The following is a 21459-nucleotide window of genomic DNA, read 5'->3' on the forward strand; positions in this document are numbered from 1 at the left end:
ATTAATTTTATTCTATCTTAAGCTCTAAAGCTAAAAATTTACCAGTATGAGAACCACTCTTTTTATATCCTTTAGCTAACTCTATTGGACTACCCTTAGCAATTACCTTGCCACCACCTGCTCCACCTTCAGGCCCCATATCTATAATATAATCACAATTTTTAATCACATCTAAATTATGCTCTATTACTATAACTGAATTTCCCAATTCAACCAAATGGTGTAAAACTCCAGTAAGTCTATCAACATCAGCAAAATGCAATCCAGTTGTAGGCTCATCTAAGATATAAAGAGTAGAGCCAGTATCGGTACGACTAAGTTCTTTTGCTAGTTTAATCCGTTGAGCTTCACCACCACTTAAAGTAGTAGCTGACTGACCCAAAGTAAGATAGCCAAGACCGACTGAGCAAATAGTGCTAAGCTTAGCATAAATTTTAGGAACCTTAGCAAAAAACTCCAACGCTTCATCAGCGCTCATAGCCAATACTTCAGATATGTTTTTGCCTTTATATCTTATCTCTAAAGTTTGAGCATTATAGCGAGTACCTTTACATACATCACATATTACATTAATATCAGGTAAAAAGTGCATCTCAACCTTTATCTCGCCCTCACCGCTACATTTTTCGCATCTACCGCCTTTGACATTAAAGCTAAAGCGTCCGATTTTATACCCTCTAATCTGAGCCTCTTTAGTCGCTGCAAATAACGCTCTTATCTCATCCATCACGCCTGTATATGTAGCTGGATTGGAGCGTGGAGTTCTGCCTATTGGACTTTGGTCTAAATAGATAACCTTATCTAGCTGATCTAAGCCTTCTATTTTAACACCTTTTAAAGCTTGAAATTTTTTAGCACGATTTAGTTCTATCTCAGCTGCTGGCAAAAGAGCTTTAAGCACTAGCGAACTCTTGCCGCTACCACTTACTCCAGTTACACCTACAAGGTTACTAAGTGGAAATTTAACGCTTAAATTTGATATATTGTTTATAGTTACTCCACTTAAGCTTAGCCACTGTTTTTGTTTTCTGCCTTGATAGTAATTAATATCTTTTTGACCATTTAAATATTTTGCTGTTTGAGTTTGACTTGCTAATAACTCTTTATATGTACCATTAAAAACTACATTACCACCATAAATTCCAGCTCCAGGGCCAATATCTACTATATAATCAGCAGCTTCAATAGTCTTTTTATCATGCTCTACTACAATTACTGTATTGCCTTTTTCTTGCAAATTTCGCAAGGTTTTAATCAGCTTTAGAGTATCTCTTTCATGCAATCCAATACTAGGCTCATCTAATACATACATAACCCCGCTTAATCCACTGCCTATTTGGCTAGCAATCCTAATACGCTGCGCCTCGCCACCACTAATAGTTCTAGCATCCCTACCAAGGCTAATATATCCAAGCCCTACATCATATAAGAAAAATAGCCTTTCATTTATCTCTTTTAAAATTGGAGTAGCTATTAGAGTTTGTTGAGGATTTAGGTGAGCAAATCTATCATTATTACTAAAAAATTTAGTAGCGTTTTCTATGCTCATGTTAATAATATCACCTATTGATTTAGACGCTACTTTAACAGCCAAACTATCGCTACATAGCCTATTACCTTTACAGCTTTCACAAACTTTTTCAGTCATATACTCGCTAAAATCTTTATCATCTTTTAATATCTCATATGCAACTTTTAGCACTCCTTCAAAGTGCTTTTTAATTCTATGGCTTTTCCATAAAAAATCAATACTTTTTGCATTGCCATATAGTATTAACCTTTTAGCATCTTCATCGAGTTGATAATATGGTGTTTTGACACTAATATCATTTTGTTCGCAAAATGCCATTATAAATTTATAATAATAGCTCTTATTAAATCCATACATTACCTTAATAGCACCATCTTCAATGCTTAAACTATCATCTATTATCTTATTTAAATCCAAGCTAAATCGAATCCCTAGCCCATCACAGCTAGGACATGCCCCCTTAGGCGAGTTAAAACTAAAACTAAGTGGCTCAAGTGTATTAAAGCTAATTTTGCAATTAAAACAAGCATTGTGTTCGCTAAAGTGAATATGAGAACTCTCTAGCCCTATCTCATCAGCATTTAAAATTTCAATTTCTAACTCACCAAAACTTTCATAAAGCCCTTTTTGAACATCATCTGCAATTCTTGCACTATTTTCTTCATTTACTACAACTCTATCTATAACGGCTTTTATAGTATGCTTTTTGGTCTTTGACAGTTCTATCTCTTCATCTAATCGCACCATCACGCCATCTATCATCGCTCTTATAAAGCCCTTATTTGCAAGACTCTCTAATGTATCAGCAAAGCTACCTTTTTTCTCTCTTACAATAGGTGAAAGAATTGTGATTTTAGTACCATTTGGGAGTTTAAGAATTTGATCTATAATATCGCTTGCACTCATTTGAGATACTACTTGATCGCATTTGGGGCAGTGCTGAATACCTATTCTAGCATATAAAAGTCTTAGATAATCATAAATTTCAGTAATCGTTCCAACTGTAGAGCGAGGGTTTTTACTAGTGCTTTTTTGATCAATTGCTATAGCTGGGGTTAATCCTTCGATATGATCGACATCTGGCTTGCCAACTCTATCAAGAAATTGTCTAGCATAGCTTGAGAGAGATTCTATATATCGTCTTTGACCCTCAGCATATAAAGTATCAAATGCAAGCGTACTCTTACCACTTCCACTAAGACCAGTAAATACCACTAATTTATTTTTTGGAATATCTAGGTTAATATTTTTTAGATTATGCTCTTTAGCACCTCTAATCTTAATCATTTCATTCATCTTTAATCCATATTTTAAATAAAATCTTGGATTATATCTAAAATTTAATAATAAGATATTTGTCTAATTATAAAATCCAAATTTAACACTATTTGAAATTTCTAAACAAGATGGCCAAAGTGTGTAAAATCTAATACCTTTATACTCTAATTCAATCTTATAAAATAGTCCGATAAAACTCTTGCTTATTACATTTGCTTCAAACTCTCCACCCATATAAATTTCTGAATAAGCAAATATATTATTGCGAGATTTAATCCAATCAAAAAACTTATCTTGAGATGTTAAATCGCTGTGTATATAGTTCAATCCACCTAGCATTTGAGCGCTTTTTTCATCTTTTACACTATAAAAAAGCTTATTAGGAGTACCGATATCTAAAATTTTACCACCATCAATTAAGGCTATTTTATCGCTTAAATAATAAGCATCATCAATATCATGAGTAACAACAATAGCAGATAAGCCCTCTTTTTGAATCATATCTTTTAATTCTACTCTTAAAGCTTGCTTTAATCCTTGATCTAAATTTGAAAACGGCTCATCTAAAAGTAGTAATTTAGCACCAGCAGCAATCGCTCTAGCAAATGCAACTCTTTGAGCTTGTCCTCCTGAGATTTGATCTGGCTTTTTATCCTTTAGTCCTTGTATGCCAAATTTAGCCAAAAGCTCATTTATTTTATCATCTGCTTCTTTTTTGCTTAGTTTATTTAAAGCAAAAGCGATATTATCATATACGCTAAGATGAGGAAAAAGAGCATAATTTTGAAACATAAATCCAACATTTGATCCACATCTTAACTCATCGTATTGACTATTTTCTAATTTAGCAATACATCTTAAAAGCGTACTTTTTCCACTTCCACTACTACCTAAAATAGATAAAATTTCATTACTTTTAAGACTTAAATCAATCCCTTTTAAAACCTCATTTTGACCAAATTTTTTATGCAAATTTCTAATTTCTAGCACGTTTTGCCTTTATAAATATATGGGTAAAAATCAATACAAATAACGATAACACCACTATCATTAAAGATGGTAATGCACTATCATAAATTCTCTCATCCGTAGCGTACCAAAACGCCTTAACGCTCAATGTCTCAAAACTAAATGGCGATAACATACGAGTAAGTGGTAACTCCTTAATAGTGTCTATAAATACAACTAAAAACGAGAGTAAGAAAAACTGCTTTAATAGCGGCATATATAGCTTTATCATTAATATAAAATAGCTTGGGCGTAGCATATATCCAGCCTCATCAATAGATGTATGAATTTTAGCAAAACCACCATCAATAGAGTATATAGCAGTAGCTAAAAATCTAACTACATAGGCAAAAATTAAAACGCTAAATGATATTCCTAAAATTGCCACATTAAAAATCTCGCCTATAAATGCAGCTGCTATCATAAGACTTACACCAATAGCAGCCCCTGGAATAGCATATCCTACTGAACTAGCCTTAAGTATCCAAAAGCCAAATTTTCCACCTTTGCTAATTCTAGCTACAAAGCACAAAATAAATGCCAAAATAGTAGTAACAAGCCCAGTAATTCCAGCTAAAATAAGCGAATTTAAACTCAAAATATAAAAATCAATTTCAAAAAGCTTATAATCTTTAAGCCCCCAATATCCAAGCCATATAAATGGTAATATAAATCCTATAAATAATATCATAAAACAATATAGAGTTGCTATTATGGATTTAAATTTGCTAAGATCTCTTTTTTGAATAAACTCACTAATATCTTGATTAAAGCTAAATTTGCTCTTTTGACGCTCTTTATACTCTACATACATAAGAGCAAAAACACAAAGCATTAAAATTGCTGAAAGCGCACTTGATGAGTATGGATCTCCAAGATCATACCAAGTTTTAAAAATCCCTGCACTAAATGTATCTACCCCAAGATACGCACTAGCTCCATAATCGCTCAAAACCTCCATAAGCACAAGCATAAGCCCAGCTATAATGCTTGGCATAGCTATCTTAATGCTAACTTTATAAAATATCTTAAATTCGCTATACCCATGGATTTTTCCCACTTCATAAATAGCCATTGATTCGCTCTTAAAAGCTGACTTGGCAAATAAATATACATATGGATATAAAGATACACTAAGCACAAAAATAACACCATAAATATTAAAAATATCAATTCTAAAACCAAATATACTTTCAAACTCGGCCCCATAATCCATAATTCCAACATAAACAAAAGCCAAAATATAAGCCGGAATAGCAAGTGGCAATATAAGTAAATTTTCTAAAATTTTAGATAGATAGAAGTTATAATTGCTTATCAAATAAGCCGTAGAAACACCCAAAATATAACAAATTATTAGCACAAAAAAGGCCACTATAAATGTATCTTTAACAAATCTAAAAAATAAAAACTCAAAAAAGTGGCTTAAATTTCCACTAATTTGAGCTAGTCTTGACTCATCACTACTAGCAAAAGCCTCAAATAGATATGAGCCAAATTCAATAAAAATACTAATAACAGGAACAACAACTAAAAAAGCTATAAAAAGCCCAAGGGCCTTTATAGCTTTTGTTTTATCTCTCATCTAAATCCTACTTCATCATAGATAAGCACTGCATCTTTTACATTATCTGCGATTTTTGATACTTCTATGCTATCTTCTTTAAATTTACCAAATGATTTAACTACATCTGAAGGTTCTACATCACTTCTTGCTGGATACTCATAGTTGATATTTGTTAGCATTGATTGAACCTCTTTGCTTAGCATAAATTCCATAAATTTCTTAGCTGCTTCTTGGTTTTTACTTGATGCTGTCATAGCAATTCCGCTTACATTAATATGCGCACCACGGCCATCTTGATTTGGGAATATTATACCAATTGAGTTACCAACTTCTACATCTTTTGGATTTTTAGATGTTCTTAGAAGTCCTATATAATAAGTATTCATAACAGCATATGGAGCTACGCCAGATACCATCTGTCTAGCTTGGTCTCTATCGCCACCTTTTGGAGGCATTGCTAAATTATCCAATACTCCTTTAGCCCATTTTTTAGCCTCTTCTTTGCCATCATTTGCAATAATTGAAGCAAGTAAAGTTTTAGAGTATGGAGCTGTAGCGCTTCTTACTAAGATTTTACCTTTTAGTTCAGGTTTTGCTAAATCTTCATAATTTTTTACTAAATTTGGATCGATTTTAGCATTTTTATCATATGCGATAATTCTTGCTCTTTTAGTAATAGCAAACCACATATCATCTTTATCTCTTAAATTTGGAGCTATTGTATCTTTTAGAAATTTAGAATCTACTGGGGATAATACATTTGCATTTTTAGCCTCAGTCAAATTTGAAACATCGGCAGTTATAAATATATCTGCTGGAGAATTCTTGCCTTCTAATTGCAATCTTTTAATTAGCTCAGGCGCTCTTGCAGTTGTGTGATTTATCTTAATGCCAGTTTGAGCCTCAAATTTTTTATATATCTCAAAGTCAGCATCATAGTGTCTAGCTGAATATATATTGAGTTCAGCTGATACCAAAGTCGTAGCACTAAGTAGTGCAGCTATGATAATCTTTCTCATCATTTTCTCCTGAAATTTAATTTTAATAGCGAAATATTAGCTCTAAGAAGTAAATATTCTGTAAATGATAATAGTTATTAATTTCTATTGAATTAAATTTGGGCCAATAATTATTAAATTTAAATATAGCTTGAAATAAAATTTTAAATCAAAATTATAATAAAGTGTTACTAAATTACACATTTTTATAAATTTTTTACTGAATTTAGGCTTAAATTTATTAAATTTGAGATATTGCTGATATAATGCAATTTTAAATAATTTCATAATAAAGGTTAACAGATGTCTAATCCAAACATCCCTGTTGACAAGCAGACAAATGCTGTACAAATCATCGGCTTAATCGGTGGTGTTATAGCTGCTATGCTTGTTTACTACATAATGCCTAGCAATGCTGGCGAGATAGCCTTAGCAGCCGCAAATGGCAAAACACTCAATGTAAATGCTCTTCCCATAGTTGCCGCTGTGGCTGTTTTAATGGGTATATGGTGGATGACTGAGGCTATCGCACTTCCTGCTACGGCTCTTCTTCCAATGGTTTTATTCCCTATTCTTGGTGTTGATACATTTAAAAACGCCGCCGCTCCATACGCAAGTGATACTATATATCTATTCATGGGTGGTTTCGTTTTAGCCCTTGCTATGCAAAAATGGAATCTCCATACTCGTATTGCTCTTGGCATTGTACTTTTAGTAGGTACTAGCCCTAAACGCCTTGTGGCTGGATTTATGATAGCTACTGGCTTTATGTCTATGTGGGTTAGCAATACTGCAACTGCTGTTATGATGCTTCCAGTTGGTCTTTCTGTTCTTCATTTAGTAAGTAAATTAACCGGTAAAGAAGATGGCACAGTAGAAGGCGATTTAAAACACCTTGATGAAGTAAGCCGCAAAGGCACTCAAGGCGGATTTGCAAGTGCTGTTATCCATAAAGGAAAAGATGTAGTAAGTGAAATAAAAGACAAAACCGCAGCCTATACTTCAAATTTCGGTATTGCTTTAATGCTTGGTATAGCTTATGCTGCATCTGTTGGCTCTCTTGGCACTATTATCGGCACTCCGCCAAATGCGCTTTTAGTAGCTCATATGAAAAATGAATTTGGTATCGAAATTGGCTTTGGCGAGTGGATGTTGATGGGTGTTCCTCTATCTATTATTATGCTGATTGCTTGTTGGGCGCTTTTGGTTTATGTATTATTTAAACCTGAAATTAATGAGATTCCAGGCGGTAGAGAGGTTATTCATGCAGAATACAAAAAACTAGGTTCAATGAGTAGAGCTGAGTGGCTAGTAGGTGGCGTATTTGTCTTGGCTGCGCTTTGTTGGATATTCCTTGGATTTATATTTAAACACTATGGAATTAAAGTCGCTAGTTTGGATTCTGTTATTGCTATGAGTGTTGCTGTGTTGCTCTTTATAATTCCAGCAAATTCAAATCATGAGAGATTGATAGATTGGAATACGGCTAAAAAATTACCGTGGGATATCTTAATCTTATTTGGTGGTGGTCTAGCGCTTTCAGCTCAATTTAGTAAAACTGGTCTTAGCTTATGGATTGGAAATCAAGTATCAGCCCTTGGATTTATGCCAATTATATTAATTATATTAATTGTTACAGCTCTTGTTATATTCTTAACAGAGATCACATCAAACACAGCTACAGCTGCTGCATTCTTACCAGTAATTGCTGGTGTGGCGATCGGTCTAGGATACGAAGGACAAAATATAATGCTATTTACAGTTCCAGTTGCTCTTGCTGCTACTTGTGCATTTATGTTACCAGTAGCTACTCCACCAAATGCTATTGCCTATGGTTCTGGCTATGTCAAAATCAGCAATATGATCAAAGCTGGTTTATGGTTAAATATAATAGGTGTATTCCTAATCACACTAACAGTTGTATTCCTTGCAACTACAGTATTTGGACTAAGCTTATAATCCTTTTAGCTAGGCGAATTCGCCTAGCTACCTCATCTAAATTTAATACACTTTTTAAATCCAAAATTATTATCAACATAATTTTAATATTTATAAATTACATATTGTAATAAATATACAAATTTAATTAATAAAATTTGATAATTTCAATAATCATTTAGAAAAAAATATGATATAATTATGAATTACATAATTTATATTAACATTATAAAAAATTAATAAGCATGGAAAGATTAAGATATGAAAATTTTACTTTGTATCTTTGTATTTGTTATAATAGGCTTTGCAAAGTGCCAACTAGTGCAAAAACCTAGTAATGATATAAATAGCGTAGATGTTAGCCAAACACAAATAGCATATAGTAATCTAAAAAATTTATATATAGCAGATCTTAAAACCTACAAAATCCTATCTCAAATAGATATAAAATCTGATAAAATCAATGTAATTAAATTTAATAATCTAAATCTTATAATTGGCCTAGATAGTGGTTATGCTATACAAATTAACCCAAAAGGGGTTAAATCAATTCTAATTGACCCGACAAAAACCAATATAATAGATGGCATTACATCTATAAATTTTATCAAAGATAAGATTATATTTACTCTTGGCAATGCAACTTTAATAATCTATGATACAATTAATAATATATATAAAAAATCAAATTTAAACCTAAACTCAAAGATAACTGCTACACATATAATTGACAACGCTCTTTATATCGCTAGTTTTGATAGAAATATATATAAAGTTGAATTAGATACGATAACAATCAACAAAATTATGCAAACATCAAATTTACCAACTGCAATGATAGATTTAAATCAAGAACTAATCATAGGACTAATAGATGGCAATATAATCTATAAAAATAAAATTTATAAAATCTCAAACAACCAAATAAGCACAATAAAAATTTATAAAGATAATATTTATATTGGCGATTGGGATTCAAATTTATATATTTATGATTTTAATTTAAATTTAAAAAATAGTACAAAAATCGGCTATGATTCAATTCTGGATATATTTATTAGTAAAAATAGCCAAGTTGCACTATGGAATAGTGCTATTTTTTCTTGTAATTTTGGTATTGAGTAATTGATACAAATTTTATAAAAGGAGAGCTTTATGTATAGTTTTATCAAAAAGCCATTAGTGCTTGGCGCTGGCTTATGCTTAGGCTTATCTAGCCTTTTTGGTGCTAGTGAGCTTGAAACTATCATGAAAGAGCGAAACTTGAGTGAAAAAGATGTCTTAGCAGCAGCTAAAACATATCAACCAAGTGGTCGCAAAGATGAGTATATCGTCTTTAGTTCTGGCGGTCAAAGTGGCCAAGTAATCGTATATGGCGTCCCATCTATGAGAATTTACAAATATATAGGTGTATTTACTCCAGAGCCATGGCAAGGTTATGGCTATGATAGCGAGAGTAAGGCTGTATTAAAAGGCGGTGCTATTAGAGGCAAGGAAATCACATGGGGTGATACTCACCACCCAAATTTCACTGAAAAAAATGGCGAATATGTGGGCGATTATCTATTTATCAACGATAAAGCAAACCCAAGAACAGCTGTAATCAATCTTCATGATTTTGAAACCACTCAAATCGTGGTAAATCCAATCATGAAAAGCGAACACGGTGGAAGTTTTGTTACTCCAAATACAGAGTATGTAATCGAAGCTAGCCAATACGCAGCTCCATTAGATAATAATTATCATCCAATCGAAGAGTACGAGTCTGTATATAGAGGTGCGATTACATTTTGGAAATTTGATTATCCAAAAGGTAAAATTGATGAAAAAGCTTCATTTTCACTTGAGCTTCCTCCATATATGCAAGACTTAAGTGACGCTGGTAAGGGCGAATCAATGGGTTGGGCATTTACAAATAGCTTTAACTCAGAGATGTATACAGGTGGTATAGAAAAAGGCTTACCACCATTTGAAGCTGGTATGAGTAGAAATGATACTGACTACATGCATATGTATAACTGGCAAATTCTAGAAAAACTAGCAAAAGATCCTAAAAATTACAAAGTAATTAATAACCACAGAGTTATTCCTATTAGTGTAGCTGTAGCTAATAATGCACTATTTTTAGTTCCAGAACCAAAATCTCCACATGGTGTAGATGTAAGCCCTGATGGTAGATATATCCTAGTAGGCGGTAAGTTAGATACTCACGCTAGCGTATATGACTTTAGAAAGATAAAAGCTTTAATAGATAAAAAAGAATTTGCAGGTAAAGATCCTTTTGGAATTCCAATCTTAGATATGCAAAAATCTTTGCATGGTCAAGTAGAACTAGGCCTTGGACCACTTCACAACTCTTTTGATTCTAAAGATGGCGTTGTTTATACCTCACTATATGTAGATAGTCAAATCGTAAAATGGGATTATAAAAAGTTAAAAACTCTAGATAGAGTAAATGTCCATTACAATATCGGCCACCTTGATACTATGGAAGGTAAATCTGCTAAACCTGTTGGCAAATACGCTTTAGCTCTTGATAAATTATCAATCGATAGATTTAATCCAGTAGGCCCACTTCATCCACAAAATCACCAATTAATCGATATAACTGGTGCAAAAATGGAGCTAATCTATGATATGCCAATTCCTCTTGGTGAACCTCATGATGTTATCTCAATTGCAGCTAGTAAATTAAAACCTGCAATGACATACAAAATGGGTACAAACTCAAGAACAGGTGAGCAATCAGTCGGTATGACTCTAGCCGGTCAAGAGAGAGTCGAGAGAAATGGCAAAAATGTAACTGTATATGCTACTCTTGTTAGAAGCCATATAAATCCTGAGCATATAGAAGTAAATAAAGATGATAATGTTACTATCTATCTAACTAACTTAGAAAGAGCTCAAGATGAGACTCACGGCTTTGCAATTGATTTATATAATGTTCATGCATCTATAGAGCCTGGTAAAACTGCAAGCGTGAATTTCAAAGCTGATATGGAAGGCGTATTCCCTTACTACTGCACTGAGTTTTGTTCTGCTTTGCATCTAGAGATGATGGGATATCTATATGTAAAAGATCCTAAGAAAAAATATGAATCAGTCAAAAAAGCAAAACTAAAAGAGTTAAGCCCAGCTCAATTAGAAGCTGAATACAAAAAAGTAATCGCTACAAATAAAGCAACTGATGATGTTATCCAAAGCGTTGTTAAATTCTTAAAAGAGAAACACTTTGAGAAATATCCAAAAGTCAAACAACTTGTTGAAGATGCACTAGATCAATATGGCAAAATTCCTGAAGTAAAAGCAAAAGCTGATGAAGCCTATAAAAAAGGCGATGTCAATGGTGCTATTCTTTGGGAGTATCAAGTATGGCAATATATGGTTAAAACTGCTGATGTTGGTCTAAGAGCTAAAAACAACCTAACAAAAGCCCTTGCTACACCTATGACAGCTGTGCAATCTCGTGGTGAAGAAGCTTATTTAAAAGGTGGATGTAATGGTTGCCATGTTATCGGTCAAGTAAGCTCAGGTCCAGATTTAACCGGTGTTCTTCTAAGACATGAAAATGCCGAACAATGGGTGTTTGATTTTATCAAAGATCCAGCTAGCAAATATGAAGAAGATTATGTTAAAGCTATGATTAACTTCTTTAATCTAAGAATGCCAAATCAACATATGACTGACCAAGAGATCAAAGATATAATTGAGTATCTAAAATGGATCGATGAAAATGCTGGATTGTATTAAAATTTAGCAAATGGGGCGGAGATTCCGCCTCATTAATTAAATTTACTATCCGCCCAGATGGACTGATAGTAAATTTAATTAAAGGAGTAAAAATGAAAAGGTATCAACTCTATACCATACTAGCTCTAATTTTAATGACTGTGGGATTTACTATTCCTGTAATTGCATATCATGGTGTAGCCAATAAGATTAAAAATGGTGCTGAGATTCCAAGCTATGTATATCCAATATATAATCTCTACACTAAAATTCAATATAAAAATCATCTAATGGCACCAGAAGTTAGAAATGATTTAGCAAAAATGATAGAAACAAGATCTGAAATTGGAGTGCCAAGCCTTCCTATATGGTATGTATCTTTAGAGGCTCCTAATTATCCTAAAGAGGCCTTTCCAGATGGAATTCCAGTATATTTTCATGTAGATGGTTATAGTGGTGATGTGCATGAAATGAATACTATAAATCACTATATAGGTATGTATCCTATGGAGCATGGTGGCAATGTAGAAAGAGCAATCGCACCATACTATTTGCTTATTGCAACTATCTTTATGTTGCTATATCTATACTATAACGGTAAAGGAAATTCGCTATTACTAATCCCTACAATTATCGCTCCAGTACTATTTATGAGTGCATTTGCTGGTTGGCTATACTGGTATGGTCATAATATGCAAGAATGGGGTGCATTTAAAATTAAACCATTTATGCCAACAGCGCTAGGTGATGGTAAAGTGGCACAATTTACCACCCATTCATATCCTACTATAGGATTTTGGGTTATGATTACTATGAGCGTTTTATCAATTTTAGCAATATTTTCTAAAAATAAATATCTTAAGGAAAATGCGTGAAAAAACTCTGCTTAATAGCTCTGCTATATAGCTTTACTTTTGGAAATGACTTACAAAATGCTATAGATAGTGCAAGTAGTGGAGATATAATAGAGCTTAGCAGTGGAGTTTATAGTGGTAATATCATTATAAATAAGCCAATTACTATAGATGGAAAAGATAGAAGCGCTATCATTAAAGGCGATGGAAAAGGCGATGTGATAAAAATCAATAGCTCAAATGTAAAGCTATTAAATTTAACCATTGAAAATAGCGGTAATTCTCACACTACTATTGATTCAGCTATAAGTTGTGATAGCGCTAGTGGAGTTGAGATTATCAACAATGCTATCAAAAATTCGCTTTTTGGAGTAAATTTCAAGCAGTGTAATGAATCTAAAATAGTTGATAATTTTATCACTTCAAAGCCTGTTGATTTAGGACTTAGAGGTGATGGAATTCGCCTATGGTATAGCCATGACAATATAGTACAAAACAACCATCTAAGCAAGAGCAGAGATATGGTAGTATGGTATTCTAGCAATAACCAAATTCGCAAAAATTATGGCGAGTATGGCAGATATTCACTACACTTTATGTATGCTGGAAAGAATTTAGTTGAAGAAAATATATTTAAATACAACTCTGTTGGTATATTTTTTATGTTCTCTTCAGGAACAACTGCTAGAAAAAATCAAGTTTTAAACTCTACTGGTGCCTTTGGAGTTGGTATTGGTATGAAAGATACTAGTGATTTTATAATACAAGATAATATATTAGCCTATAATGCTAGAGGATTATATCTAGACCAATCTCCGTTTCAACCAGGCACTACAAATGTTTATGAAGATAATCAGATACTATACAACACAGTTGGAGTTCAATTCCATGCTACTCAGCATAAAAGCATATTTAATCGTAATGATTTTATAGGTAATATGGAGATTGCTATCAACGATACACCTGGTTCTAAAATTGATATAAATGAGTGGAGTAATAATTACTTTGATGATTATGCTGGATTTGATAGAGATAAAGATGGAATTGGCGATATAGAGTATAAGAATTTTACCTATCTTGATTCACTTTGGCAATACTATCCAAATTTAAGGCTATTTTATGGAAGTGCAATTATGAGTATTTTAAACTTCATCTCTAAACTCGCCCCATTTTCTGAACCAGAGCTATTAATCACAGATACAAGTCCGCATATGGAGCCATATCATGAATAGAAGAGAGTTTAGCATTTTTAGCATTGCTGCGATTGGATGCGCTGCTGGTAGTGGAGTTTTAATAAATAAATTCTATGAACCAAAACTACACCTTAGACCACCAGGAAGTGTTCAGAATTTTGAATCTTTATGCATCAAATGTGGCCAGTGCGTTCAAGTCTGTCCATATCATAGCATTGAACTTTTGGGTCTTGATGATGGGATAAATTTAGCCTCAGCATATATCAATCCAAGCAAAAGAGGTTGCTATCTATGTGATTTATTTCCTTGTGTATTAGCCTGTCCTAGTGGCGCACTAGACCATAGTATAAACTCTATAAAAGATGTTAAAATGGGAGTTGCTGTAGTAAGAGATATACAAAAATGCTATGCAACGCTAAATAAAAATGTAAGTCAAGATGATATTAGTATCCTACTAAATCGCCAAACCTATAACCAAAGAGAGAGCGATGCTAAAAAGATTATAGAAGATAATATTGATAAAAGCTGCTCATTATGTGTAAATTCTTGTCCAGTTGATGAGGCTATAAGTTTTATACAACTAAATGAAAAAAAGGTTGTAAAAATAGAGTCAAATTGCGTAGGATGTGGAGTTTGTCAAGAGGTATGCTTTGCTGGAGTGATTGAAATCTTACCACAAAAAAGCTATAACGAAATTTATGAGGAATCAAAATGAAAAAGTCAATTACGATTATACTAAGTGCAATAATATTTCTAGGATGTTCAAATCAAACAAATTCTAAAAATGATCCACAAGAGTCAAACAAAACAGCTACTGCAAACTCAATTACAATCAAAAAAGGCAGCAGTGCTAATCAAACAAAATCTGATGAATGGGTAGTATATGATATAGATGGAAAGAAAAATATTAAATTTGGCATTGGCGAATCAAACGAAACTACAAAATCTATCGGCGCTATTGCCTTTACTAGGCCACCACTTCAAAGTATAAATAAAGCCTTGCTAAAAGGCCAATTAAGTAAAAATTTCATTACTAAATGTTCAGCCTGCCATGATGATTATGCCAATGGAATCATTGGTCCATCGCTATTAGATAAGACAAGCGAGCAGATATATGATATGATAATTGCATATCGCACTAAAACAAAAGCCAATATATTAATGGCAGATCTTGTAAAATCAATGGATGATAAAGAGGTGGCAGATATTGCCAATGAAATTAGCCAATTCAATGAACAATTTAGGAGTAAAAAATGAATATAGGCAAAGTAATAGCTCTATCTTTGGGCGGTTTGATTGTTGTTTTAATGCTTTTTATGTTGTTTAGCTCTGATAGCTCAACTCAAGCAACACAAGAACCAGTAAAAAATGAACCAAAGCCAGTTACGCAAACTACTAGCAATTCAAGTGAGTTTCAAACAAGCGATGAGTTAAATAAAATTAAAGAGTTAAAACAAAGCGTATCTCTAAGCAGCGATGGAGTAAGCAAGATATATTTACAAAGTTGCGCACCATGCCATGCTAAAGATGGCTCTGGAATCTTAGCTCCATCAATTATTGGAAAAAGCAAAGAAGCTATTCTAGCTAGATTAAATGAGTATAAAGCTGGTAAAATACCAAATAGTTTAATGGAAGGACTTTTAGATAATGTCAGCGATGAGAATTTAACAATTCTAGCTGAAGAGATATCTAAATTTAAATAAATATCATGAATAAATATCAAGGTCGCCAAACAGTAGCAAATGCTAGTTTTTTCTCTACTTTTATAACCACAACAAAAGATGGCAAAAAGCGTCCTAGCATAAGGTTTTACCGATATTTTACGATGATTTTGATTCATCTTTTGTTTGTGCTTTCATTTGTAGCAGATATTCAAGTCATTGAAGGTGATATTACTGGGTCTAGAATGCTAGGCTTTCACTTAGCTGATCCATTTATAACCACACAAATTATCCTTAGTAGAGCAGAGTTACCTGTAAATCTACTCATTGGGGCTTTTACTATTTTGGCTTTTTATATGCTTTTTGCTGGGCGTGCCTTTTGTTCGTGGGTCTGTCCATATAATTTTTTTGGCGAATTTGCTGAGAGATTAAATGCTAAATTAGTTAGCAAAAAAATAATCAAAAAAAGAGAATTTGATACAAAAATCAGATATATATTTTTGATAATTTTTTGGATTTTAAGCTTAGTGAGTGGATATTTAATATTTGAGATTTTTAATGTTGTAGGTATAGTATCAAGATTCATCATATATGGATATAGTGCTGCAATTTGGTGGGCTGTTTTGGTATTTTTAGCTGAAGTATTCTTTAGTAGAAGATTTTGGTGTAGATATGTTTGTCCTATTGGAACATTATATTCATTATTATCTAAATTTAGAGCTATAAAAGTTAGCTGGAATAAAGAAAAATGCGATCACTGCGCTGTATGTATGGATGTTTGCATTGTCCCAAAAGTTCTAGAAATTACAAAGTCTAAAAATAAAGATGTTCCAGGAGAGAAATTTAGTATAATAAGCGGGGATTGTACTATGTGTGGTAGATGTATCGATGTGTGCCATCAAGATGCTTTAAATTACGAAAATAGGCTTAAAAAGCTTTTATAAGGATTGATATTGATAAAAATAGAAAACTTAACTAAAAAATTTGGCTCACAAATTATTTTAAATAACTTAAATTTAAATATTCAAGATGGTCAAAAAGTTCTAATAATGGGACAAAATGGAGCTGGAAAATCTACTTTAATGAAGGCAATATTAGGTGAGCTAATCTGCGATAGTGGCTCTATATTAATAGATAATATCAATCCAATCATAGATAGAAAAAATGCTTTAAGATATCTAAGTTTCGTTCCGCAAACTCCTCCGCCCCTTAAACTTAGTGTTGCTCAACTATGTGAATACTCTATAAGCTCAACCCAAACAGATTTAAATAATATAATTAACTATTTAAAAGAGCTAGATTTAAGCTATGAAAAAGAGCATAAAAAGCCATTTTATAAGCTCTCAGGCGGTATGAAGCAAAAGGTTTTAATCGCTCTAGCTCTTGCAAGAGATTCAAAGACTATACTCTTTGATGAACCTACTGCCAATCTCGATCCTCAAGCTAGAGAGAAGTTTATAAATATATTAAAATCTAAATTCCAATCTCACACCCTTATATTTATCTCTCACAGAGTAAGTGAGGTTCAAGGCATAGTAAATCGTGTTATTGAGATGGATTTAGGCAATATCATTAAAGATAGCGAGGTATAATAGTGAAAAATTTAATCCTAATAGCAAAAATTGATATAAAAGAGACATTTGCTTCAAAATGGTTTTTCTTTTATTTAGTTACCTTTGCTGGGTTAATTGCGATATTTTTTGTAACAGGAGTTGTTGATAGCAGAGTTGCTGGATTTAGTGGACTTACTAGAATGCTTTTGCTATTTATTCAAATTTGTATAATAATCTTGCCAATCTTTATTCTCATCACAACTGTGCGAAGTATAAACTCAGATAGAGAAACTGGGGCTTTAGAGTATCTTCTTAGTTTTCCAATATCGCTTAAAGAGTACTATTTTGGCAAAGCTTTAGGGCGTGCATTTACAGTCTTTTTACCTATATTTATAGCTCTTATCTTATCGCTTATTATAGCTATTTTTAAAAATGTAGATATTCCTTGGGGAGTATTTTTTTATTACACCTTATTGCTTTTAGTGCTATCTTTTGCCTTTTTATCGTTTGGATTTTTAATCTCAAGCCTTATTAAAAGTAGCGAACTTGGGCTTGGATTTTCATTTTTATTTTGGCTATTTTTGTTAGCATTTTTAGATCTTGCATTAATAGGCCTAATGATGCAAAGCTCAATAAATGAAAATATCATCTACTCCATCTCGTTAGCAAACCCTATGCAAGTTTTTAGAATCGCAGCAATTAGTCTATTTGATCCGAATTTAGCTGTAATTGGTCCAGCAGCTTACTTTATTTTAGATGGATTTGGCAAGATTAATTTTTTAATATATTCAGCACTATATCCAACTTTACTTGGTATAATTTGCATGATATTTGGATATATTTCGTTTTCTAAGAAGGATTTAGTATGAAAAAACTTATACTTTTAGCTCTTTTTACCGGAATAGTTTTTGGGGCAAATTTAAAAGATAATGAGTTTTTTAAGGATACAAACTCTACTTGTCCTATTAAATTCATAGATGTTTTTAAATATCCTGATTGGATTGCAGTTTTAGAATATAAAAATGGTAAAAAAGTACTATTTAGCTCAGCCAAACAGATGTTTTACTACTTTTATACAAGCAAACCAAAAGAGGTTGTGCCGCTTAAAAAGATGTATGTTACAGATTATAAAACAAAAGAGCTTATCGAAGCTACAGAGGCATTTTATGTTTTTGGCAGCAATGTAGTAAGTTTTAGTGGTGATGATTTAATACCATTTGCTAGCTATGAAGATGCGAAAAAATTTGCCGATGATAACTCAGCTAGTAGGATTTTTGAATTTAGTAAAATTAATAAAAAATTGATTGATTATTTAGATTAGGATTGATAATGAAAAATATTTTATATGTTTTAAGTGCTATTATCATTGGTGCATTATTTGCTTTTATAATAAATTCTTATGATAAACAAACCCAAAAGATCTCTGCTGATTCAAACATAACTTGCGATTTAAATACTAAAAACTGCAATATATCCTATAAAGGAAAAGAGATTGGATTTTCTTTTTACCCAAGACCACTTGAAGCTATGGTGCCGCTTACGCTTAAAGTAGAAGGGCTAAATGGTCAATATAAAAATCTCAATGCTAGAATTTATGGTTTAAATATGGATATGGGAACTATAAAAGCAAATTTAGAAAATAAAGGCAATCTATATATAGGTACAGTTGTGCTAAGCTCTTGCGTAGTAGAGGTGATGAATTATCGTTTAGAGCTTTATGATGGAGATAAACAACTTGGAATTTATATAGATTTTAATCTTAAAAGCTAATTGTAAATAAAGCCAAATAGCTATAAAAGCTATTTGGCTATTAATTAACCTTAAAAAATGTATCTAAATGTATATTTTCAAAAGCAGCTTGCAAACTTACAAATAGTTTTGGATTTTGCTTTTCTAAAGTAGCTAAAAGCTCCTTAGTTTCAGCTCTTGCATGCGGCATTTTTACATCAAACCTCATAGCAGGACACGCCTCATCTCCAATCACTCTAAGCTCATTTCTAGTAGCATTATCACGCAATTGACGCTCACGCACATTAATAAGCGGTCTAATCACTATCACGCCATTTTTAGCAGTATATTTTGGTGCTAGAGTTCTCATAGCTCCATTGTATGTAAAATTCATAAAAAAACTCTCTACAGCATCATCTAAATGATGTCCAATAGCAAGCTTATTAAACCCATTAGCTAGTGCATATGTATAGAGATATCCTCGTCTCATACGACTAAAAAAGCTGCAAAAACTTGAGTTTTTACGAATTTTATCTTTACTAATCTCAAATATAGAGCTATCAATTACGCTGTGTTTGATTCCATGAGCATTGCAATGCTGGGTTAAATATTCATAATTTTCACCCATTCCATAGCTTAGCGTTACTGCTTCAAATTCAAATTTATCAGGGGTTACATTTTGAAAATGCTTAAGAATATGTGCTAAACTAAGACTATCTTTACCACCGCTTAAACCCAGTAAAATCTTATCGCCTTTTTCAAACATCTTATACTTAGCGTTAGTTTGGCCAACTTGTCTGATTAATTTTTTGCTTAGTTCTATCATATATTTTTTACCATTTCTAGAACAAATTTAGCCGATTTATCTGCTGCTTGAGTTAAAAATGTATCAAAATCAACCTCTGCTTTACCACCAGCTTCATCGCTAATAGCTCTAAGCATACAAAATCCAACACCAAGAGCAGCACAAACTTGAGCAACGCTTGCCCCTTCCATCTCCACTGCATCAGCTTTAAAAGTAGATTTTAACCACTCTTTTTTTTCTTCATTGCAGATAAATTGATCGCCAGTAGCAACTACTCCACCAATTAAACCAATACCTAAAGAATCAGCCACCTTTTTAGCTACGCTATTTAACTTCTCGTCGCTATTTTCAAAAATATTAATTCCAGGCACATAACCATGTGGATGTCCAAAAGCTGTAATATCTAAATCATGTTGAGCTGTAGTAGTGGCATATAGCATATCACCGATCTTTAAATTTTCATTTAAAGCACCAGCAACGCCAGTAAATATCAGCTTTTCGCAACCAAATTTTTCAACTAAAATTATTGCAGTTAAAGCTGCATTGACTTTTCCAATCTTTGAATAGGCTATTACTAATTCATGATTGCCACACTGTGCTTTATAAAATGAATTTCTAGCATGATCAATCTTTTGATAATCACCAACTGCTTTTAGCAAAAACTCAATCTCTTCACTCATAGCCCCAAGGATAGCAATTCTCATCTTAACGCCTCTAAAGTTTCATTGAGTGAGCTTAAATTTGTGATACTATATGTTGGTTTATCGCAGATTTTTTTATTCATTCCTTTTAATACGCTTGCACCAAATTCAATAAAACAATCAACCTTATCAACATAATTTTTTACACTATTTTGATATAAAACTGGGCTAGTTAGTTGAAGTTTTAATAATTCTAAAGCCTCTTTTTTAGTAGTATAAGTCTTGGCTGTAACATTTGAAACTACTGGCGCAAACTCTTCACTTAGTAAATTTTTAAGCTCATTGGCAAGCTTTATACTAGCATTTTGAAGCAAAGGACAGTGACTTGCTACGCTCATATCAAGCAGCATTGCTCTTTTGGCTCCAGCAGATTTAAACTCATCTACAGTTGCTTGAAGATCACTTTTGATACCAGCTACTACTATTTGACCATCACAGTTATAATTTGCTGCCCAAATTTGCTTATTACTATTTTTACAGATCTCTTCAACTTTTTCATTGCTAAGACCTAAAATCACCATCATTCCAGCGCCAATTTCTGCACAATCTTGAGCCATAAATTTACCACGCAAATTTACAACCTTAATAGCATCTAAAGGTTTAATTGCTCCACTTACACTAAGAGCGCTAAACTCACCTAAAGAGTGTCCAAAGCTAAGCTCTGGTTTTAAATTTAATTGACTTTTAAACGCTTCAAAACACATTAAAGAGTTTAACACAATTGCTGGTTGAGTAAATTCAGACTCACCAAGCTTATCATTTGGCTCAAAAAGCAAGGATTTAAAATCAATTCCGCAATGCTGACTAGCACTATCTAATAGCTCCTTAGCACTGCTAAATTCATTATATATTTCCTGCCCCATACCAATACTTTGTGAGCCTTGACCAGGGAAAATAAAAGCTACTCTCATATCA

Annotated in this window: 20 protein-coding genes; 13 read left to right on the plus strand and 7 right to left on the minus strand. The window is 32.7% G+C overall.

Going from position 1 to position 21459, the window contains the following annotated elements:
- Positions 1-7: 7 nt before the first annotated feature.
- From uvrA to CIGN_RS06545, 4 genes are all read right to left on the minus strand, one after another.
- Positions 8-2827, minus strand: coding sequence for an excinuclease ABC subunit UvrA (gene uvrA / locus CIGN_RS06530; RefSeq protein ID WP_086302859.1), 2820 nt, complete (start codon positions 2825-2827; stop codon positions 8-10).
- 63 nt (positions 2828-2890) lie between these two features.
- Positions 2891-3799 (minus strand): ABC transporter ATP-binding protein, encoded by a 909-nt coding sequence (locus CIGN_RS06535; RefSeq protein WP_086251541.1) that lies wholly within the window; start codon positions 3797-3799, stop codon positions 2891-2893.
- Positions 3786-5402, minus strand: coding sequence for an ABC transporter permease (locus tag CIGN_RS06540; RefSeq protein ID WP_086302861.1), 1617 nt, complete (start codon positions 5400-5402; stop codon positions 3786-3788). Before CIGN_RS06540 ends, CIGN_RS06535 begins: the two co-directional genes overlap by 14 nt.
- Positions 5399-6403, minus strand: coding sequence for a Fe(3+) ABC transporter substrate-binding protein (locus CIGN_RS06545; RefSeq protein WP_086238936.1), 1005 nt, complete (start codon positions 6401-6403; stop codon positions 5399-5401). The genes CIGN_RS06540 and CIGN_RS06545 overlap by 4 nt, the downstream gene beginning before the upstream one ends.
- Before the next feature lie 282 nt (positions 6404-6685).
- Between CIGN_RS06545 and CIGN_RS06555 the strand changes: the two genes are divergently transcribed.
- The 13 genes from CIGN_RS06555 to CIGN_RS06615 all read left to right on the plus strand — a co-directional run bounded on the left by CIGN_RS06555 (position 6686) and on the right by CIGN_RS06615 (position 19080).
- Positions 6686-8341, plus strand: a complete 1656-nt coding sequence (locus CIGN_RS06555; RefSeq protein ID WP_086228462.1) for a DASS family sodium-coupled anion symporter — start codon at positions 6686-6688, stop codon at positions 8339-8341.
- Between the two features lie 240 nt (positions 8342-8581).
- On the plus strand, positions 8582-9445 hold the full coding sequence (locus CIGN_RS06560; protein WP_086302863.1) for a hypothetical protein: 864 nt from the start codon (positions 8582-8584) through the stop codon (positions 9443-9445).
- A 30-nt stretch (positions 9446-9475) separates the two neighbouring features.
- On the plus strand, positions 9476-12070 hold the full coding sequence (nosZ, locus tag CIGN_RS06565) for a Sec-dependent nitrous-oxide reductase (RefSeq protein WP_115633454.1): 2595 nt from the start codon (positions 9476-9478) through the stop codon (positions 12068-12070).
- A 92-nt stretch (positions 12071-12162) separates the two neighbouring features.
- Positions 12163-12924: a cytochrome C gene (locus CIGN_RS06570; protein ID WP_086225076.1), complete on the plus strand. Its 762-nt coding sequence runs from the start codon at positions 12163-12165 to the stop codon at positions 12922-12924.
- Positions 12921-14135: a nitrous oxide reductase family maturation protein NosD gene (locus CIGN_RS06575; RefSeq protein ID WP_086241679.1), complete on the plus strand. Its 1215-nt coding sequence runs from the start codon at positions 12921-12923 to the stop codon at positions 14133-14135. Before CIGN_RS06570 ends, CIGN_RS06575 begins: the two co-directional genes overlap by 4 nt.
- The gene (locus CIGN_RS06580; RefSeq protein WP_086225074.1) at positions 14128-14811 is read left to right on the plus strand and encodes a 4Fe-4S dicluster domain-containing protein; all 684 of its coding nucleotides are present in this window, start codon (positions 14128-14130) and stop codon (positions 14809-14811) included. Before CIGN_RS06575 ends, CIGN_RS06580 begins: the two co-directional genes overlap by 8 nt.
- Entirely contained in the window at positions 14808-15353 is a 546-nt protein-coding gene (locus CIGN_RS06585; protein WP_086302865.1) for a c-type cytochrome, read from the plus strand. The genes CIGN_RS06580 and CIGN_RS06585 overlap by 4 nt, the downstream gene beginning before the upstream one ends.
- The gene (locus CIGN_RS06590; protein ID WP_236844748.1) at positions 15350-15799 is read left to right on the plus strand and encodes a c-type cytochrome; all 450 of its coding nucleotides are present in this window, start codon (positions 15350-15352) and stop codon (positions 15797-15799) included. The genes CIGN_RS06585 and CIGN_RS06590 overlap by 4 nt, the downstream gene beginning before the upstream one ends.
- A gap of 5 nt (positions 15800-15804) precedes the next feature.
- Positions 15805-16701 (plus strand): NapH/MauN family ferredoxin-type protein, encoded by an 897-nt coding sequence (locus tag CIGN_RS06595; RefSeq protein ID WP_086229718.1) that lies wholly within the window; start codon positions 15805-15807, stop codon positions 16699-16701.
- A 9-nt stretch (positions 16702-16710) separates the two neighbouring features.
- On the plus strand, positions 16711-17349 hold the full coding sequence (locus CIGN_RS06600; protein ID WP_086233785.1) for an ATP-binding cassette domain-containing protein: 639 nt from the start codon (positions 16711-16713) through the stop codon (positions 17347-17349).
- A 2-nt stretch (positions 17350-17351) separates the two neighbouring features.
- Entirely contained in the window at positions 17352-18179 is an 828-nt protein-coding gene (locus CIGN_RS06605) for an ABC transporter permease (protein ID WP_086229716.1), read from the plus strand.
- On the plus strand, positions 18176-18631 hold the full coding sequence (locus CIGN_RS06610; RefSeq protein ID WP_086232543.1) for a nitrous oxide reductase accessory protein NosL: 456 nt from the start codon (positions 18176-18178) through the stop codon (positions 18629-18631). The genes CIGN_RS06605 and CIGN_RS06610 overlap by 4 nt, the downstream gene beginning before the upstream one ends.
- 8 nt (positions 18632-18639) lie before the next feature.
- Positions 18640-19080, plus strand: a complete 441-nt coding sequence (locus tag CIGN_RS06615; protein ID WP_086302867.1) for a hypothetical protein — start codon at positions 18640-18642, stop codon at positions 19078-19080.
- Positions 19081-19120: 40 nt separating this feature from the next.
- Here the strand turns inward: CIGN_RS06615 and CIGN_RS06620 are convergent, their stop codons facing one another.
- The 3 genes from CIGN_RS06620 to fabD are packed head-to-tail and all read right to left on the minus strand — an operon-like array spanning position 19121 to position 21455.
- Positions 19121-19864, minus strand: a complete 744-nt coding sequence (locus CIGN_RS06620) for a tRNA 2-thiocytidine biosynthesis TtcA family protein (protein WP_086246866.1) — start codon at positions 19862-19864, stop codon at positions 19121-19123.
- The gene (locus tag CIGN_RS06625; RefSeq protein WP_086232546.1) at positions 19861-20547 is read right to left on the minus strand and encodes a 5'-methylthioadenosine/adenosylhomocysteine nucleosidase; all 687 of its coding nucleotides are present in this window, start codon (positions 20545-20547) and stop codon (positions 19861-19863) included. Before CIGN_RS06625 ends, CIGN_RS06620 begins: the two co-directional genes overlap by 4 nt.
- Positions 20544-21455: an ACP S-malonyltransferase gene (gene fabD / locus CIGN_RS06630; RefSeq protein WP_086302869.1), complete on the minus strand. Its 912-nt coding sequence runs from the start codon at positions 21453-21455 to the stop codon at positions 20544-20546. Before fabD ends, CIGN_RS06625 begins: the two co-directional genes overlap by 4 nt.
- Positions 21456-21459: the final 4 nt, after the last annotated feature.

Source organism: Campylobacter devanensis (assembly GCF_002139915.1).
GTDB lineage: Bacteria > Campylobacterota > Campylobacteria > Campylobacterales > Campylobacteraceae > Campylobacter > Campylobacter devanensis.

Coding starts and splice junctions, on each gene's coding strand:
- uvrA (WP_086302859.1), bottom strand. CDS start 2,827: ATGAATGAAATGATTAAGATTAGAGGTGCTAAAGAGCATAATCTAAAA.
- CIGN_RS06540 (WP_086302861.1), bottom strand. CDS start 5,402: ATGAGAGATAAAACAAAAGCTATAAAGGCCCTTGGGCTTTTTATAGCT.
- CIGN_RS06545 (WP_086238936.1), bottom strand. CDS start 6,403: ATGAGAAAGATTATCATAGCTGCACTACTTAGTGCTACGACTTTGGTA.
- CIGN_RS06555 (WP_086228462.1), top strand. CDS start 6,686: ATGTCTAATCCAAACATCCCTGTTGACAAGCAGACAAATGCTGTACAA.
- CIGN_RS06560 (WP_086302863.1), top strand. CDS start 8,582: ATGAAAATTTTACTTTGTATCTTTGTATTTGTTATAATAGGCTTTGCA.
- nosZ (WP_115633454.1), top strand. CDS start 9,476: ATGTATAGTTTTATCAAAAAGCCATTAGTGCTTGGCGCTGGCTTATGC.
- CIGN_RS06570 (WP_086225076.1), top strand. CDS start 12,163: ATGAAAAGGTATCAACTCTATACCATACTAGCTCTAATTTTAATGACT.
- CIGN_RS06580 (WP_086225074.1), top strand. CDS start 14,128: ATGAATAGAAGAGAGTTTAGCATTTTTAGCATTGCTGCGATTGGATGC.
- CIGN_RS06585 (WP_086302865.1), top strand. CDS start 14,808: ATGAAAAAGTCAATTACGATTATACTAAGTGCAATAATATTTCTAGGA.
- CIGN_RS06590 (WP_236844748.1), top strand. CDS start 15,350: ATGAATATAGGCAAAGTAATAGCTCTATCTTTGGGCGGTTTGATTGTT.
- CIGN_RS06595 (WP_086229718.1), top strand. CDS start 15,805: ATGAATAAATATCAAGGTCGCCAAACAGTAGCAAATGCTAGTTTTTTC.
- CIGN_RS06610 (WP_086232543.1), top strand. CDS start 18,176: ATGAAAAAACTTATACTTTTAGCTCTTTTTACCGGAATAGTTTTTGGG.
- CIGN_RS06615 (WP_086302867.1), top strand. CDS start 18,640: ATGAAAAATATTTTATATGTTTTAAGTGCTATTATCATTGGTGCATTA.
- CIGN_RS06620 (WP_086246866.1), bottom strand. CDS start 19,864: ATGATAGAACTAAGCAAAAAATTAATCAGACAAGTTGGCCAAACTAAC.
- CIGN_RS06625 (WP_086232546.1), bottom strand. CDS start 20,547: ATGAGAATTGCTATCCTTGGGGCTATGAGTGAAGAGATTGAGTTTTTG.
- fabD (WP_086302869.1), bottom strand. CDS start 21,455: ATGAGAGTAGCTTTTATTTTCCCTGGTCAAGGCTCACAAAGTATTGGT.